The following is a 15,127-nucleotide window of genomic DNA, read 5'->3' on the forward strand; positions in this document are numbered from 1 at the left end:
AAGACCGCACGAATATAACGGTGGGTTCCCCCCAAACGAATCGGAAAATCGATACTGGAAAAACTCTAACTCGGTGGCCAGTTTTTGTTGACCACTTCAAACCGCAAAAAAGCGAACGTCATGCGCCCGGTGGAGTACCAGAACGGCGAAGCATTCACTATCCGTAACGTACAGGTTATGCCTGAATCCATTCCGGCTGGCTTTAAGGCACTGGCTGACATGAGTCCGTTTGAATCCCTGCTGATTGTGGATTTGGGCGGAACCACGCTGGATGTGGCAAAGGTTCAGGGGCAACTGGCAGGTATCAGCCAGGTGTTTTGCGATCCACACGTGGGCGTTTCTCTGATGGCCGATGCCGTACTGTCGGTGATGGCCACTAACGGTATGCGCACCAGTCACCACATCGCCAATACCATTATCGAACATCGCCATGATGAAGCCTGGCTGCGCCAGCACATCCACAATGACGCGCATTACGCCAGCCTGATGGCGGTAATTCGTGAAAAGGAAGAAACACTGAAACAACGCGTGATCCGCGCGCTGGCGGTTTTTTCGGGTTACGGGCGGGTGATGGTTGTCGGTGGAGGGGCGGAGATTGTGGCACCCGCTATCCGCGAAGCCTGCGGAGTTAATGCGACTTTCATCGCGGACGGGGTGCCACAGTTTGCTCTGGTTAATGGGCTGTACGCAATGGACAAGGAGTAAACCAATGACGACTCCAACCAGACGGATAAGTTTCTATCTGAAGCCCACCGCCGTCAAGAACGAAGGAGAAGCATGCGCCTGGCTGGACAGCCTTACACCAGAAGCCCGCAAAAGCGGCCAACGCGTGGCTTTTCTGGCCGGGCTGGCACTTCTGAAAATGAATCCGGCAGAGGCTTATCGACTGGCTGCATGGGCTGGTGATGAAGCGTTATCAGTGACACAAACCAGGACAGAACGCCCCGCATCACAGCCAGTATCAACCGCACAGATAACCAGTCAGATGGCCGGAAATATCCGGGCGTTATTTCCTGAATAACACAACATCAGGGCGAGTTCGCCCTGCTCTCCACCTCAGAACATAAACAAGGAGAACGACTTAATGAGCGAAATCAACTATCAGGCATTACGTGAACGTTATTCACCTGTGCCAGTACCGAAATGCCCTATTTGCGGCGAGGAAATGTCAATTCAGCGAATATCTGGAGCACAGGTTGTTTATGCCTGCTCCGGTTATGGTGATGATGGAGATTTCAAAATTGGCCGAACTCTTGCTGACGAACATTATGAAAAATCACGCGTAACAGTGTTGGATGTCGGGGATCCTGAAGTATTGGCGCTACTTGATTGGCTGGAAACCAAAGACAACCGAATCGCTGAACTGGAAAAAATCGCCACTGACTATGCACTTAAATTCCAGAAAGCACAGGACGCATTAAAGCATGCCGCTTTGCTGCATAGCAGGACGGCGCAACAAACAAATAATTTTGCAGTATCGCTTCCGGACATAAGCGAATATTTCATTAATGACGTATTTCAGCCCTTGCGATACGAGCGGGATGTTGAAAGAGCCATCATAAAGGCTGGCGGAAAAGCATTGTGGCAGGAGAAACACGAGGACAGAACGCATCAGTCATGCGATGTAAATTGTGGATGGTTTAGCCCACTGACGACAGATAAAAATAACACCTGATCCCCCTCAAACCAGGGCGATAATCGCACATCGCCCTGCTGCACAATAGTGCACAAATTTGCACAATTTTTTTGAACGAATTTTTGCCCTTCCAGCCCGCGTGGCGGCTGGATCCGTCAAGGATCCGTGCGTGCACAAAAAAACGCGCTTTTTCTGCGCGCAGGTGACGGGGGAACAGCCCGCGTTTCAGGGGGTAAATAGCGTTCCCTTAACGATGTCGCAGCGACACGACAGAATGGCCGTATTTCTCACGCTGAGCGTGAAAAATACGTGAGGGATTCTGATTTGATGGGGTGAAAGGTAAGGCCGTCAAAATCGCACTGAGGCGGCGAGAACATGCAGTCAACGCGGTGGGATTGCGTAAGAGTCTGACCGTCGATGGTGGCGATAAACTGGAAGGCGTCGTGAAATTATCTGACTGATACAGGAGCTGGAGAGTCGGGGCATAAATTTTTTTTTGCCCCGGCGAAGCAGCAGACAAGCGAAGCGCGTCAGGATGTGGGCTGGATGTCTAACAGTGCGTAAGGGTTAAAGCGGATCACCTCTTCGCCAAGCCAGTCATTGATGTGCTTCATGGCCTCCATGACGGGCATCAGCTCGTTAATTGCGTAAACCCGCGCGGCCTTCTCCACATCACCAAACGCACTTTTTTCACCCGGCATCGCCCCCATCAGTTGCGGCGGAACGCGGTGCGCAGCCAGCACATCATCACGGGATGCCGCCTTAACATTCATGAACTCATCCTTTGCGGTGATCTGCTGGAACGGCAAAATTTGCACCCCCTCTTTGCCCCCGTTGGGCGCATGAATGAGCACGTTTTTAAACGCACCACCACCACGCGCACCCTGTAGCGTTTCTTTCAGGGAGTCCATGCTTTCGCGGTTTACCTGCGCGGCACCGATGTAGATGATGCACCCGGCGTGGGATCCGTTGTCGTAATACAGTTTTCTGAACATGTCCGCCGAATGAGACAGGCTGGCCGAGAGTAATGCGCCGAGATATTCCGGCATGCCGTAGATTTCCTGGTTAATGTCAGGATTCATCAGGTGACACACTTTGCCTGGGCGAAACTGAAACGCATCCTTGCCATCCTGCACATACCTCCATGATTCAAGATCGCTTCCGCGTCGCATGTATTTCGCCAGGGCGTGCCGTAATTTAAGCGGTTCGCCGAGCATATTGCTTCGAAGCTCAAGGAATGCGTTACCGAACACAAACCAGTCCAGCGCCAGCGCCGAGAAATCCTGCCGGGAAAGCAGCGGGTGCGGGATGTAGCAACCGAGCAATACATTGCGCTTAAAATAAAGCGCAGACTGATGCCAGGACGTTTGCCGGGCAGCTCTTGCCAGACCGTACCAGTCCACCGGGGTTTCATACCACCGCCCGTTATCAGCACAGTACATATTGTCCAGCAGGTCATGCCCGGTCAGGCGATAAGGACCATCAAATGTGAATGCACTGAGCGATGATTCTTTCCTGAGCGCATCAGCGAGATCAATGCGTGAACTCATGCGCACTTTTTTATTTTTTCTGCTCATCAGAACTCCATAACCGTGAAACGCTCGTTTTCTCCTTCGCCGCCAATCGGTTCGTTAATGACAGCAAGCATGGTTGCCCACGCAAGGTCGCCGTGGCTGATCCCCCTCGCTCGGTCCGTTTCGTAAGTGATAAAGCCGCCCGGTGTTTTCACCTTACGCACGGCGTTAAAGGCCGCGACCAGCTCGCGTTCGGCGCGATCGTATTCCCACCGCCCGGCACGCATTATTTGCAGCATTTTCAGTACCAGCGACCGTTTTGATGACAGCGTGAAGGTGTACGGAATAGCGGCAGGGAAAAACCGTTTCACTATCTGATAAACAGCCTCCCCGTTCCCGCCCGTCACATCAATGCCGATGTGTTCCACGTTGTAGCGACACGTGAACTCTTCAATGACTCTGGCCTGTTCTTCAAACTCCAGCCCCTGAACGCGTCGCGTCTCCACCGTTCGAAAACGGCCACCAGGAACAGACGGAGGAACCACCACGGACACAGCGCCGCTGTCGCCGTTGCCACTGCTGCCGTTTGCGTCATACCCAATCCATACCGGACGATTCCCCATCGGGCGGGGAGCAAAAGGTTTCCAGTCTTTCCAGTCGTCGTATCCGTCAACGCCGCAGCCAATCAGGATATTCAGGTTAAATGCCGATTCCCCTTCGCGGACAAACTCACACATATAGAGATTGAGGAACTCGTCTTCGGTGTTTTCATCACGAATTTCGTCGATATCGGTGTGTTTCCAGCCGTGATTAACCACATCTTCCAGCGTGACAATTTGCCGCCACGTCCGGTCAGGGCAGATAAGCCCGTTATGCAGCGTTTTCCAGTCCACAGAAAAACGCTGGCGTTTATGCGAGGCCTTTTTCTCGTTCCAGCGGTCGCCGTTCCAGTAGGCGTATGCCTCGTGCGTTTCGGTGGATGGCGTGGAGAAGTAGGTGCGCCGCAGTCCGCTGAGGGTTGCCATAGCGCCAGCCACCTTGCGCAGTTCAGCAAAGCGACTGACCCAGAAAAATTCATCAAAATAAAAATTGCCCGTATAGGACTGTGCCGACGCAGCAGAAGTGCCGAGAAAATGCAGCTCTGCGCCGTTGGAGAGGATGATTTTATCGCCCCCTTTCAGCTCCACATCAACTTCAGCCGCGGCCTTCTGAATAATGCTTTTAAACTGGAACGCCTGACGACGCGACGCAGACAAAAAAATCTGGTTACGCTGGTAAGGTTGCGCCACATCGTCACGCAGCGCCATCAGCAGTGCTTCCTGTGCAAAATACCAGGTCGCCCCAATCTGTCGGGATTTCAGGATCATCCTGTTACGTATCCCGGCTTCCCTGCAAAGGGTCAGGGAGTCAAACCAGCCCCGCTGATGCCACTCCAGCCTGCTGATGATTTTTTCCCGCAGTGCGGCAATCTGTTCCGGCGTGAAATGATTTTTGAGTTTTTTCGCCCGGCCTTTCTTTCCTGCGGCCATCACATCCGGCTGGCCATCATGCAGCTTTTTAAGCTGCCGGGTCAGCAGGTCTATTTCCTTAAAGTCACCGCCTGTTTTATTCTGTTTTTCAGTAAGCTGGATGAGGCGCGCATCGATGGACTGCGTGACACGCTGCCCGGGTGGCGTTTCATCCCACTGGTCACGTTTTTTCCACGCATAAATCGTGTTCGGGTTTATTCCCATCAGACGTGATATTTCTGCGGGCGGATAACCCTGCCAGTAAAGTTGCCGCGCACGCTGGCGCACAAAAGCGTCCTGAATCATTGCTCCCCCTGAGTAATTACAGGAAGATTACCCGCGCGCGAAACTGTTCTCCTTAACCCTCTGTTCTGGCCGTTTTCTTACAACAAAAGCCCTTTGTATCAGCCTGTTACGCTTTGCCATCATGACTGAAGAACCAGTCAGAGGGGCAAAAACTATGGCTAATGAAAAAAAGACATCCCGCAAAAAGTTTCGCGTGGCTGTCTCCGGATCAACTGTTGATGGCCGTGAAATCAGTCCGGTGCATCTGCGTGAAGCCGCCGAGAACTTCAACCCGGATGTTTACGCTGCCCGCGTGAACGTTGAGCACTATCTCTCGCCATGCCCGTCAAGCGAATTTTCCGCAATGGGCGATGTCACCGCACTGAGTACGGAAGAGATTACGGAAGGTCCGCTGGCCGGACGTACTGCGCTGTATGCAGAAATCGAACCGACCGAGCGCATGAAGCAGCTTGTTGCGGACGGCAAGAAAATCTATTCCAGTATCGAACTGCACCCGCAGTTCTCCGTTAACGGGCGCGCCTATCTGGTCGGGCTGGCGATGACCGACACCCCGGCAAGCCTGGGCACTGAGCGCCTGAAATTCACGGCACAGCAACGTCAGGCGGTGATGACGTTTAACAGTATCCAGGGTGAAGCGCCGCTTATCTCCGAAGCCATCGAGTCTGAAATCATCGAAATGGCAGAACAACGCCAGGAAGAAGGCACCCAGTGGTTTAACCGCGTAATGGGGATTATTGGCCGTGGCCGCAAAGCGGATGACGCCAGTTTTTCCCGTATTCAGGAAGCGGTGGAAGGCGTCGCAACGTCACAGGCCGACATTATCGACCGTTTTAATGTGCTGGAAACCCGCCATCAGCAGGACCGCCAGAAAATTACGTCACTGACCACAGAGCTGGCAGCACTGAAGGAAAAACTGCGCACGCAGGACGGCGATCCGCAGAACCGCTTCACCGCAACGGGCGCAGCCTCCGACCAGCTGGCCGACTTCTGATTAGACAAAGGAGCAAATTTTTTATGAATCTGGTGATGTCAGATATTACCCGCAACAAGCTGGGTTGCTATATGGCGCAGCAGGTGTCGCTTAATAATATCCCGGTATCTGCACTGGTGTCGCGATTTACCGTGGAACCCGCGGTGCAGCAGCGTTTTGAAAACGCCTCAAAGGAAAGTACCGAATTTACGAAAAAAATAACGTGATCGGCGTGACCGACCAGAAAGGCGAAAAAATCCTCCTGGATACCACAGGACCGATTGCGCGCACGAATACCAGTTATGACGGCACAAAACGCCGTAACCCGAATAACGTGGTTGATCTGAAAAACCGCAAATATCAGTGTGAACAGGTGAACTACGACACGTTTATTTCGTATCCGCAGCTTGATGCCTGGTCGGCACACCCTGATTTTCAGTCCCGCATCAGCGCACAGATTGCCCGACAGGTGGCGCTTGACCGCATCATGATCGGTTTCAACGGCACGTCTCACGCGGATGAGTCCAACTTCAGCACCAACAAGCTGCTTCAGGACGTTAACGTGGGCTGGCTGGAGCACATCAGAACCGACGCCAGCGAACGCGTTATGAATGACGTGACGCTGACCTCCCGCAACATGGACAACACCGTGGCGCACGCGGGTAAGTATGCGAACGCTGATGCACTGGTACAGGACGCGCGTTCATCCCTGCTGGATGAATGGCACAAGGAAGCTGACGACCTCGTGGTGATTATGGGGCGCAACCTGTTTAACTCGCTGCGTCTGCCCGTGCTGAACAGCATCAGCGGCCAGAATCCCAATGCGGAATTACTCGCCGGGCAGCTCATCCTGTCATCGCGCACCATTGGCGGGCTGGGCGTGTTCCTTGCGCCGTTCTTCCCGGATGCAACGATGCTGATCACCTCGTTCAACAACCTGTCGATTTACTGGCAGAAAGGTTCAATGCGTCGCCTGATGAAAGACGAGCCGGAATACAACCGCATCGCCACCTACCAGTCCATCAATGACGCTTATGTCGTTGAAGACTATGGCAAGTGCGCGATGGTTACTGGCCTGAAGTTCGCCGACAGCTAATCAACTCACGGCGGGCATCATGCCCGCCTGTAACGGAGAGCAAAAATGATTACTCCTGCACAACAACACTGGCAGAACGTGATGGCACAGCGCGCAGGCCGGGCGAATGAAGGCGTGGACCACGCCGCGCGTACCGCGCATGAAGAGGTGCTGTATCGTCTGCGTCTGGCACAGGCCCGGCTTAAGGGCGTACAGGCCAGAAGCGCGAAAGCCGCCATCAAAAAAGAGTTGTTGCCGGATTTTTCCGGCTGGATTGAGGGAACGCTGGAGGCTGACGGCGGGCAGCAGGATGAAGTGATTGCCACGCTGATGGTGTGGGCGATTGACTGTGGCGATCTTCCGCTTGCGCTGCGTATCGGCGCGTATGTAGTCCGTCACAACCTCATCATGCCGGATAACTTTGGCCGTACTGCTGCCACGGTACTGACCGAAGAAATCTGTAATCCGGTACTGACGCAGGCCGGGACGGATGCCGACGCGGATTTGTCCGCCTTTATCGAACCACTGGACACCCTCCGGGAGATTGTCACCGACCAGGACATGCCGGACGAAGTGCGCGCCAAATTATGCAAAGCGTGCGCCTTTGCCCGCCGTGGCCTGAGTGATGCGGACAGCATGGCCCTGTCACTGAAGCTGCTGCGCGAAGCAATGCACCTGAACCCGAACGCAGGTGTGAAACGCGAGATTGCAACCCTTTCCCGCGCCCTGAAAAAAGCCGATTCCGCAGCCGAACCAGAAGACGCCAGCGCACAGCAGGCGCAGGACGAAAGCAGCAAAAGTAAAAAGACAACGCGGAAGCCTGCAACACGAAAAACCACCGCGACGCAGAAGGCGAAGCGCGGTTAACGACTGACCCCGTCAGCGGGCGGCGTGCGCGGTGTTCCAGTTTGACTCCGTGACCGTTTACACCGCGCACCCACCGCCCGATTTTTTTTCAGGAGTGAACCCCATGACTATAGTTGCCAGAACTGAACCCGGACCCGCAGAGGACGACATCACCGATACCGATGATGGCGATACCCGCATTTCAGCGGGTGCATTCTGGCCGGATATTGTGCTGCGCGAGCTGCGTCTGGCGGTACGACTGCCGGGGCGCGTGACCACCTCCCGCCTGCTGCATACTGCCACCGGGGCTGTGGCACACGTTACCCGCGAGCTGGAAGCATGGCAGCAGGAACAGCAGGCAGCTGGCCATCAGACGCTGGCCGATGTTCCGGCACCCGTAATTAACGGAGAAAGCGTCAATCTCTGGCACTGGCGCAATGCTGTTTATACCGCCACGCGCGCCCTGATTCTGGAGCGTTATCGTGATGCAGACACTACGGACAAGGGCGACCGCCGGGCAGACGCTCTGGATATACAGACATCGGATTTGTGGCGTGATGTGAGCTGGGCCATCTCTGACATTCTGTGCCGCCCGCGAATCTTTGCGGAGTTGTGCTGATGAAAGTGAAGGCACTGGAAGGCGACACCGTGGATTCGCTCTGTTTCCGGTACTACGGCACGACGCAGGGCGTCACCGAAAAGGTGCTGGATGCCAACCCCGGACTCTGTCAGCAGGTATTTCTGGACGCCGGGCAGGAAGTGGAGATGCCGGAGCCGGAGAAGAAGAAACGAGAAATGATTCAGTTGTGGGGGGAGTAGCAGTGAGCACCATTCAAACAGGGATCACAGAGCAGGTTATTGCGTGGCTCTTTGACCACCTGCCAACGGTGTATGCAGTAGGCGCGGCGGTCAGCATTTCCGCGCTGATGAGCCTTTATGACGGACGAACACTGGTTCAGACCGTAACGGGATCGCTGGCGTGCGGCGTTCTTGCCATGGCCGTGGCCGGGTCGTTGCGCTTCTTCGGGTTTCCTGAAGATGCCGTGACGTTTATCGGCGCATCAATCGGTTTTATGGGTGCAGAGAAAGCACGCGACAAGGTTATTGCGGCCTTTAATCGCAGGGTGAAGGAGAAGGACGAATGAGCAACACATTTAAATTCAGCAGCCGGAGCGAAAAGAATTTGCAGGGTGTAAATCCTGATCTGGTGAAAGTGACCCGACGGGCACTGGAAATCTCGGAAGTGGATTTTGGTATCACCGAAGGGTTGCGCAGCCGTTACCGCCAGAAGCAACTGGTGGCCACGGGTAAGAGCCAGACCATGAACAGCCGCCACCTTACGGGGCATGCCGTGGATGTTGTGGCTTATATCGGCAGCCAGATGTCATGGGAATGGCCGCTGTACGAAAAAATCGCAGCAGCATTCAGACAGGCCAGCCGGGAACTGAATATTCCGGTGGAATGGGGCGGCGACTGGAAGACCCTGAAAGACGGACCGCATTTTCAGTTACCACACGGAGCCTATCCGGCATGAAGCTCTGGCCCACGCTTGGCGTCGCTTTCCTTCTGACTGCCGGATGGGGAACATCCATGCGTCTGTCGTGGTCGCTGGGCCGGGAGAACGCCAGAAACGAAGCGCAGGCCAGCACCCTGAAAAGTACCGCCGACACCCTGAATATCATCAGCGCCGGGGTACAGGATATGCAGCAGGTGCTGGCGCAACTCCGCGTGGAAAATCAGCAACGCAATCAGGACGGAGAGGTAAGACGTGAACAGCTACGCAACGATATTGCAAAAGATGAATGCGCCCACGCTTTGCCTGACGCTCGTTTTACTGACAGGCTGCGCAGGCACGCAGAACGCGCCACTGCCAGCGCCGTCAGTCCGGCTTATACCGCAGACGCTGACCATACCGGTAACGCCTCCCCCCTTCCCTGACACTCCCACATGGGGAAATCTCGGTATATGGGGCGACCGCCTTCTGGATGCACTGGAAACCTGTAACGCGGATAAACGGGCCATTGAATTACTGGAACAGCGCAGGCTGCAACGACTGAACAACGAGGATAACAACCATGCTGAAAACTGATTCCCTGCGTGAAGCCATGACCCGTTCATGCCGATGGTGTCAGGCTAACCCGGAAAAATTCACCATTTTCGTGGAGAGCGGCAACATTGAAACGACCGGAGAAACCCCATCGTTTGTTTACCGCTATCAGATGGTGATGTTTGTCATGGATTACGCCGGGGAGCTGGACGACCTCACGCTGCCGCTGCTGGCGTGGTTATCCGAAAATCAGCCACAGTTGTTGCTCAACCCTGAGCGTAATCAGGACATCAAATTTTCCGCCGTTATCAATGACGATGACAGCGCCGATCTCCTGTTTACGCTCCCCCTGCGGGAACGCGTTCGCATCACGCGCAGCAGTCAGGGCACACCGCAGGCAGAACACCTGCTGGAGCCAAAACCCCGCCTGCCATCTTCCGAAGGCGACTGGTCGCATGTATTCCAGGATGTGACGTGGGGTGAAAGCGATGGATAAGGCATTCACTCGCGTGGATGAAACCTTTGAGGCCATCCGCGACAGCCTGAATCAGCAGGCCATCAATAACATCGCCAGAAAGCTGGCACAGGATTTACGCCGCGCCCAGCAGGCACGTATCCGGCCACAGAAAGCGCCGGACGGGACCGCATGGACACCACGCAGACGCCACGTAACCCGGATACAGGAGCGCATTCGCTTTATCTGGAATAACGAAGCACGCACGCTGAAAAACTGGCATCACGACACGGGGAAATACGGGCGAACCATCACCGGGTGGGATGAGGATAAAAACAGCATCCGCACGTTTTACCGGGATGACATCGACCGCTTTCTGGAAATACGCACCCGGCGCATCAACCAGGACAGCACAAAGCGCGTCCCCATGTTCGTAAAACTGCGCACCGCCCGCTACCTGAAAGCCCGTGCAGATGCTTCCGGTGTGACGGTGGGTTACAGCGGCGTGGCCGCACGTATTGCACGCGTTCATCAGTTCGGTGAGCGCGATCAGGTTGCGCCGGGCATTTTCACCGATTACCCGGTACGTGAGCTGCTGGGTATCAGCCAGGCAGATGAGCGTCTGATTTATAACACGGTGCTGGGCCGGATTGCGGAGGCTGTACGGTGAGCGCAGAACTCATGCGGCTACTGAGCAATATCATCCGCACCGGGATCATCTCTGAAGTTGATGAGAAGTCCTGGCGCGTGCGCGTTCGCAGCGGCGAACTGGAAACAGGTTGGCTGCGCTGGAACACCTCTCGCGCGGGAGCCTTCAATGTGTGGCTGCCGCCATCACCAGGCGAACAGGTGGTAATTGCCTGCATTGGCGGCAACCCGGAAACCGCCATGATAATTGGCAGCCTGTGGAGTGATGCCATTCCGGCCCCCGGCAAAAGCCTGAAAGAAATCGTGGTCAGCGCGCCGGATGGCGCGGTGTTCCGCTACGACGCGGACGCAGGCGCACTGAGCGCCAGCGGCATGAAAACAGCCACCCTGCAGGCATCCGTCAGCGTGACACTGGATACGCCCGTCGTGGAATGCACAGACCTTCTGAGAACGGCGACGCTTGACGTCACAAAAGGGGGAAAGATGAGCGGCAATATCACGCACAGCGGCGGCAATTTCACCTCAAACGGCATCACAGTGCATACGCATAAACACGGTGGCGTTAAAGGTGGCAGCGATTCGACAGGAGGCCCGCAGTGACAACCCGCTACACAGGAATGAACCCGGACGGAACGGGAAACCTGAACGATATGGAGCACCTGAAACAGTCAGTCAGGGACATCCTGACCACCCCGCTGGCAAGCCGGGTTATGCGACGGGAATATGGCAGCCTTGTGCCTGATTTGATTGACGAACCCATGAATAACACCACGCGTCTGCAATGCATGAGTGCTGCCGTGATTGCGCTGACACGATGGGAACCCCGCATTGCCCTGGACGCTATCGACGTTGTCTGGAAGGCAGGAGGCCGCGCCGGGGTGACGCTGTCGGGCACTGTCATGCAGACCATGCAGAATGTTGAATTAACCATCACGCTGAGGGAGTAAATCATGCCTGCCGTTGACCTTTCACAGTTACCGGAACCCGCCATCATCGCGGAGCCTGACTTTGAGGCAATTCTGGCTGACACAAAGGCCATGATGATTGCGTCCTATCCCGCCGAACAGCGTGAAGCCGTTTCCGCCGCGCTGGAGCTGGAATCGGAACCCCTTAACGTTATCGCTCAAACCATGTCGTTTCGTGAAATGCTGTTACGCCAGCGGGTCAATGAGGGTGCACGCGCCTGCATGCTAAGCCACAGCGCCGGGACAGACCTGGACAACCTCGCGGGCAATATGAACACAAAGCGCCTGGTTATCACTCCGGCAACGGATACCACCGATGCAGTGATGGAAAGTGACACCTCGCTGAGACTACGGGCGCAACGGGCATATGACGGTCTGAGTGTTGCTGGCCCGTCAGGTGCATACGAGTATTTTGCACGCAGCGCCAGCGGTCTGGTACGCGATGCGCGGGCCATCAGCCCGTCTCCGGCCAACGTGACGGTTTCCATCCTGTCCACTGAGGGCGACGGCACAGCAACGGAGGCGTTGCTTAATACCGTTCGCGCCGTTCTGAATGCAGAGGATACCCGCCCGGTGGCCGACCGCCTGACCGTACAGAGTGCCAGAATCGTGACATGGCGGCTGAATGCAAAACTGTACTTTTACCCCGGCCCGGAATCCGAACCTATTCTGGCCGCGGCTGAATCGTCGTTCAGGAAGTGGCTGGCTGAGCAGGGGCTTATCGGTCAGGACGTGGCGTTGTCCGCCATTGCTGCCGCACTGCATGTGCACGGTGTGCAACGCGTGGAGATAATCGAACCCACACAGAATATGGCCATCAGCGACATACAGGCGGCGCGCTGTGAGTCATTCACCATCAGCGAAGGTGGACGCAATGAGTAATTCGTTGTTACCACCATCAGCCAGCAATTTCATGCGTTGTGCCGAAGCCGTCGGAACACGCATTACAGACATTCCGGTAGACCTCAACACGCTGTGGTCGCCGGACACCTGCCCGGTGCATCTGCTGCCTTATCTCGCCTGGGCGTTTTCCGTTGACCGCTGGGATCGCAACTGGCCGGAAGAGACAAAGCGACAGGTTATTCGTGATGCATGGCTGATACACCGACACAAAGGGACCATCAGCGCACTGCGCCGGGCCATTGAGCCGCTGGGATACCTCATTCGCGTGTCTGAGTGGTGGGAGTTCGGCGGAGAACCGGGAACATTTACCGTTGAAGTCGGCACGCTGGACAGTGGCGTGACGGAGGAAATGTATCTGGAAATGGAGCGGTTGATTGCTGATGCCCGCCCGGTCAGCCGCCACATGACAGGGCTGAATATCATTCAGGAAATTCCGGGGGATATTTTCGCAGCGGCGGCAACTTATGACGGTGAAGTTATTACCATTTATCCAGGCGATTAAGCATGAGTACCACAACACGAAAATTTAAAACCATTATCACCGATACGGGTGCAAAAAAATTAGCTCAGGTAGCCGCGCCAGATGGTAAGCCTGTCCGCCTGACTCATATGGCCGTGGGCGACGGTGGCGGCACGTTGCCCACACCAGACAGTAAGCAGACCCGTCTGGTGCATGAGGTGTGGCGACATACTGTTAATCGCGTCATCCTGGACGCAACACATCAGAACCGCATTATTGCGGAGCTGGTTATTCCTCCTGAAACGGGCGGATTCTGGATCCGGGAAATTGGTGTATTTGATGAGCACGGCGATTTAATCGCGGTGGGAAATACTGCCGAAAGTTACAAGCCAGCCGTTGCCGAAGGGTCCGGTCGTGCACAAACATTTCGCACCATTCTGACCGTATCCAGCACTGCCACCGTGGCGCTTACCGTGGACAACACCATGGTGATGGCCACAGTGGATTACGTGGATGACAAACTGAAAGAGCATGAACAGTCACGACGTCACCCGGACGCCTCGCTGACCGCAAAAGGCTTTGTTCAACTCAGTAGCGCCACTAACAGCGTGTCTGAAACGCAGGCTGCAACACCGAAAGCAGTAAAGGCCGCGTATGATCTTGCTAACGGTAAATATACTGCGCAGGATGCCAGCACGACGCGAAAAGGCCTTGTCCAGCTCAGTAGCGCCACCAACAGCACGTCTGAAACGCAGGCTGCAACGCCGAAAGCAGTAAAGGCCGCGTATGACCTTGCTAACGCAAAATATACCGCTCAGGACGCCACGACGGCACAAAAAGGGATAGTCCAGCTCAGTAGTGCCACCAACAGCACGTCTGAAACACTGGCCGCGACATCGAAAGCGGTTAAGGCGGTAATGGATGAAACGAACAAGAAAGCGCCCTTAAACAGTCCTGCGCTGACCGGAACGCCAACAACGCCAGCTGCGCGACAGGGAACGAATAATACCCAAATCGCAAGCACGGCTTTCGTTATGGCTGCGATTGCCGCCCTTGTAGATTCGTCACCTGACGCACTGAATACGCTGAACGAGTTAGCGGCGGCGCTGGGAAACGCCCCGAATTTTGCGACCACCATGACTAACGCGCTTGCGGGTAAGCAACCGAAAGATGCCACCCTGACGGCGCTGGCCGGGCTTGCTACTGCGGCAGACAGGTTTCCGTATTTTACGGGGAATGATGTCGCCAGCCTGGCAACCCTGACAAAAGTCGGGCGGGATATTCTTGCGAAATCGACCGTTGCTGCCGTTATCGAATACCTCGGTTTACAGGAAACGGTAAACAGGGCTGGTAACGCCGTGCAAAAAAATGGCGATACCTTGTCCGGTGGGCTTACTTTTGAAAATGACTCAATCCTTGCCTGGATTCGAAATACTGACTGGGCGAAGATTGGATTTAAAAATGATGCCGATGGTGACACTGATTCATACATGTGGTTTGAAACAGGCGACAACGGCAATGAATATTTCAAATGGAGAAGCCGCCAGAGCACCACAACAAAAGACCTGATGACGCTGAAATGGGATGCACTAAATATTCTTGTTAATGCTGTCATTAATGGCAGTCTTGGAGTTGGTTCGACGAATGCGTTAGGTGGTAGCTCTGAACCGCCCCGGGAATCCTGGAGACTAAACTTCCTGAGAAAGAGGTAAACAGGATGACTAAAAATACTCGTTTTTCCCCCGAAGTCCGTCAGAGGGCGATTCGTATGGTTCTGGAAAGTCAGGGCGAATAT

Annotated in this window: 22 protein-coding genes and 2 pseudogenes; 22 read left to right on the plus strand and 2 right to left on the minus strand. The window is 55.0% G+C overall.

What is annotated here, in order from left to right:
• Positions 1-99: 99 nt before the first annotated feature.
• From parM to BHE85_RS27985, 5 genes and pseudogenes are all read left to right on the plus strand, one after another.
• A pseudogene (gene parM / locus BHE85_RS00090) lies at positions 100-705 on the plus strand (plasmid segregation protein ParM domain-containing protein); the annotation flags it as partial.
• Positions 706-709: 4 nt separating this feature from the next.
• Positions 710-1,021, plus strand: a complete 312-nt coding sequence (locus BHE85_RS00095) for a plasmid partitioning/stability family protein (protein WP_000211289.1) — start codon at positions 710-712, stop codon at positions 1,019-1,021.
• A gap of 63 nt (positions 1,022-1,084) precedes the next feature.
• Positions 1,085-1,675: an ead/Ea22-like family protein gene (locus BHE85_RS00100; protein ID WP_001289966.1), complete on the plus strand. Its 591-nt coding sequence runs from the start codon at positions 1,085-1,087 to the stop codon at positions 1,673-1,675.
• A 130-nt stretch (positions 1,676-1,805) separates the two neighbouring features.
• Positions 1,806-1,949 carry a hypothetical protein gene (locus tag BHE85_RS26655; protein WP_001369023.1) on the plus strand — a complete coding sequence of 48 codons (144 nt, stop codon included), beginning with the start codon at positions 1,806-1,808 and terminating at the stop codon, positions 1,947-1,949.
• Positions 1,950-1,968: 19 nt separating this feature from the next.
• The gene (locus BHE85_RS27985; protein WP_000676505.1) at positions 1,969-2,097 is read left to right on the plus strand and encodes a hypothetical protein; all 129 of its coding nucleotides are present in this window, start codon (positions 1,969-1,971) and stop codon (positions 2,095-2,097) included.
• A gap of 69 nt (positions 2,098-2,166) precedes the next feature.
• On the opposite strand, the gene BHE85_RS00105 is transcribed toward BHE85_RS27985, so the two are convergent.
• Together BHE85_RS00105 and BHE85_RS00110 are read right to left on the minus strand one after the other, a co-directional pair.
• Positions 2,167-3,213 (minus strand): phage portal protein, encoded by a 1,047-nt coding sequence (locus BHE85_RS00105; protein ID WP_000087802.1) that lies wholly within the window; start codon positions 3,211-3,213, stop codon positions 2,167-2,169.
• A complete protein-coding gene (locus tag BHE85_RS00110) occupies positions 3,213-4,964 on the minus strand; it encodes a terminase large subunit domain-containing protein (RefSeq protein WP_000613741.1) in 1,752 nt (583 codons plus the stop codon). Before BHE85_RS00110 ends, BHE85_RS00105 begins: the two co-directional genes overlap by 1 nt.
• 154 nt (positions 4,965-5,118) lie before the next feature.
• Here BHE85_RS00110 and BHE85_RS00115 point away from each other — a divergent pair, with 154 nt between their 5' ends.
• From BHE85_RS00115 to BHE85_RS00195, 17 genes and pseudogenes are all read left to right on the plus strand, one after another.
• Positions 5,119-5,955 (plus strand): GPO family capsid scaffolding protein, encoded by an 837-nt coding sequence (locus BHE85_RS00115; RefSeq protein WP_001262680.1) that lies wholly within the window; start codon positions 5,119-5,121, stop codon positions 5,953-5,955.
• A 23-nt stretch (positions 5,956-5,978) separates the two neighbouring features.
• The gene (locus BHE85_RS28170; RefSeq protein WP_005054714.1) at positions 5,979-6,161 is read left to right on the plus strand and encodes a P2 family phage major capsid protein; all 183 of its coding nucleotides are present in this window, start codon (positions 5,979-5,981) and stop codon (positions 6,159-6,161) included.
• The gene (locus BHE85_RS00125; protein ID WP_004983495.1) at positions 6,158-7,030 is read left to right on the plus strand and encodes a P2 family phage major capsid protein; all 873 of its coding nucleotides are present in this window, start codon (positions 6,158-6,160) and stop codon (positions 7,028-7,030) included. Before BHE85_RS28170 ends, BHE85_RS00125 begins: the two co-directional genes overlap by 4 nt.
• Before the next feature lie 45 nt (positions 7,031-7,075).
• Positions 7,076-7,876, plus strand: coding sequence for a phage terminase small subunit (gene gpM, locus BHE85_RS00130; protein WP_000632336.1), 801 nt, complete (start codon positions 7,076-7,078; stop codon positions 7,874-7,876).
• Positions 7,877-7,979: 103 nt separating this feature from the next.
• A complete protein-coding gene (locus BHE85_RS00135) occupies positions 7,980-8,474 on the plus strand; it encodes a head completion/stabilization protein (protein WP_000156922.1) in 495 nt (164 codons plus the stop codon).
• Positions 8,474-8,674: a tail protein X gene (locus BHE85_RS00140; RefSeq protein WP_000864901.1), complete on the plus strand. Its 201-nt coding sequence runs from the start codon at positions 8,474-8,476 to the stop codon at positions 8,672-8,674. The genes BHE85_RS00135 and BHE85_RS00140 overlap by 1 nt, the downstream gene beginning before the upstream one ends.
• Positions 8,675-8,676: 2 nt before the next feature.
• Positions 8,677-9,000, plus strand: a complete 324-nt coding sequence (locus BHE85_RS00145) for a phage holin family protein (protein WP_000104350.1) — start codon at positions 8,677-8,679, stop codon at positions 8,998-9,000.
• Positions 8,997-9,389, plus strand: a complete 393-nt coding sequence (locus BHE85_RS00150; RefSeq protein ID WP_000072322.1) for a M15 family metallopeptidase — start codon at positions 8,997-8,999, stop codon at positions 9,387-9,389. The genes BHE85_RS00145 and BHE85_RS00150 overlap by 4 nt, the downstream gene beginning before the upstream one ends.
• Entirely contained in the window at positions 9,386-9,793 is a 408-nt protein-coding gene (locus BHE85_RS00155) for a DUF2570 domain-containing protein (protein ID WP_001437610.1), read from the plus strand. The genes BHE85_RS00150 and BHE85_RS00155 overlap by 4 nt, the downstream gene beginning before the upstream one ends.
• Entirely contained in the window at positions 9,747-9,944 is a 198-nt protein-coding gene (gene lysC / locus BHE85_RS28305) for an Rz1-like lysis system protein LysC (RefSeq protein ID WP_097738121.1), read from the plus strand. The genes BHE85_RS00155 and lysC overlap by 47 nt, the downstream gene beginning before the upstream one ends.
• Positions 9,931-10,398 (plus strand): phage tail protein, encoded by a 468-nt coding sequence (locus BHE85_RS00165; RefSeq protein WP_000920592.1) that lies wholly within the window; start codon positions 9,931-9,933, stop codon positions 10,396-10,398. Before lysC ends, BHE85_RS00165 begins: the two co-directional genes overlap by 14 nt.
• Positions 10,391-11,026 carry a phage virion morphogenesis protein gene (locus BHE85_RS00170; RefSeq protein WP_000356319.1) on the plus strand — a complete coding sequence of 212 codons (636 nt, stop codon included), beginning with the start codon at positions 10,391-10,393 and terminating at the stop codon, positions 11,024-11,026. The genes BHE85_RS00165 and BHE85_RS00170 overlap by 8 nt, the downstream gene beginning before the upstream one ends.
• Before the next feature lie 11 nt (positions 11,027-11,037).
• Positions 11,038-11,604, plus strand: a complete 567-nt coding sequence (locus tag BHE85_RS00175) for a phage baseplate assembly protein V (protein ID WP_004983444.1) — start codon at positions 11,038-11,040, stop codon at positions 11,602-11,604.
• Positions 11,601-11,951, plus strand: coding sequence for a GPW/gp25 family protein (locus BHE85_RS00180; RefSeq protein ID WP_000213447.1), 351 nt, complete (start codon positions 11,601-11,603; stop codon positions 11,949-11,951). The genes BHE85_RS00175 and BHE85_RS00180 overlap by 4 nt, the downstream gene beginning before the upstream one ends.
• A gap of 3 nt (positions 11,952-11,954) precedes the next feature.
• A complete protein-coding gene (locus BHE85_RS00185; RefSeq protein WP_001111959.1) occupies positions 11,955-12,851 on the plus strand; it encodes a baseplate assembly protein in 897 nt (298 codons plus the stop codon).
• Entirely contained in the window at positions 12,844-13,374 is a 531-nt protein-coding gene (locus tag BHE85_RS00190) for a phage tail protein I (RefSeq protein ID WP_000071721.1), read from the plus strand. Before BHE85_RS00185 ends, BHE85_RS00190 begins: the two co-directional genes overlap by 8 nt.
• Positions 13,375-13,376: 2 nt before the next feature.
• A pseudogene (locus BHE85_RS00195) lies at positions 13,377-14,996 on the plus strand (tail fiber protein); the annotation flags it as partial.
• Positions 14,997-15,127 lie beyond the last annotated feature (131 nt).

Origin of the sequence: Shigella sp. FC1567 (assembly GCF_001743015.1) — a bacterium.
Classification (GTDB): Bacteria; Pseudomonadota; Gammaproteobacteria; order Enterobacterales; family Enterobacteriaceae; genus Escherichia; species Escherichia coli.

Coding starts and splice junctions, on each gene's coding strand:
- gpM (WP_000632336.1), top strand. CDS start 7,076: ATGATTACTCCTGCACAACAACACTGGCAGAACGTGATGGCACAGCGC.
- BHE85_RS00155 (WP_001437610.1), top strand. CDS start 9,386: ATGAAGCTCTGGCCCACGCTTGGCGTCGCTTTCCTTCTGACTGCCGGA.
- BHE85_RS00095 (WP_000211289.1), top strand. CDS start 710: ATGACGACTCCAACCAGACGGATAAGTTTCTATCTGAAGCCCACCGCC.
- BHE85_RS00150 (WP_000072322.1), top strand. CDS start 8,997: ATGAGCAACACATTTAAATTCAGCAGCCGGAGCGAAAAGAATTTGCAG.
- BHE85_RS00105 (WP_000087802.1), bottom strand. CDS start 3,213: ATGAGCAGAAAAAATAAAAAAGTGCGCATGAGTTCACGCATTGATCTC.
- BHE85_RS00110 (WP_000613741.1), bottom strand. CDS start 4,964: ATGATTCAGGACGCTTTTGTGCGCCAGCGTGCGCGGCAACTTTACTGG.
- BHE85_RS00165 (WP_000920592.1), top strand. CDS start 9,931: ATGCTGAAAACTGATTCCCTGCGTGAAGCCATGACCCGTTCATGCCGA.
- BHE85_RS00100 (WP_001289966.1), top strand. CDS start 1,085: ATGAGCGAAATCAACTATCAGGCATTACGTGAACGTTATTCACCTGTG.
- BHE85_RS00140 (WP_000864901.1), top strand. CDS start 8,474: ATGAAAGTGAAGGCACTGGAAGGCGACACCGTGGATTCGCTCTGTTTC.
- BHE85_RS28170 (WP_005054714.1), top strand. CDS start 5,979: ATGAATCTGGTGATGTCAGATATTACCCGCAACAAGCTGGGTTGCTAT.
- BHE85_RS00170 (WP_000356319.1), top strand. CDS start 10,391: ATGGATAAGGCATTCACTCGCGTGGATGAAACCTTTGAGGCCATCCGC.
- BHE85_RS00190 (WP_000071721.1), top strand. CDS start 12,844: ATGAGTAATTCGTTGTTACCACCATCAGCCAGCAATTTCATGCGTTGT.
- BHE85_RS00135 (WP_000156922.1), top strand. CDS start 7,980: ATGACTATAGTTGCCAGAACTGAACCCGGACCCGCAGAGGACGACATC.
- BHE85_RS00185 (WP_001111959.1), top strand. CDS start 11,955: ATGCCTGCCGTTGACCTTTCACAGTTACCGGAACCCGCCATCATCGCG.
- BHE85_RS00115 (WP_001262680.1), top strand. CDS start 5,119: ATGGCTAATGAAAAAAAGACATCCCGCAAAAAGTTTCGCGTGGCTGTC.
- BHE85_RS00175 (WP_004983444.1), top strand. CDS start 11,038: ATGCGGCTACTGAGCAATATCATCCGCACCGGGATCATCTCTGAAGTT.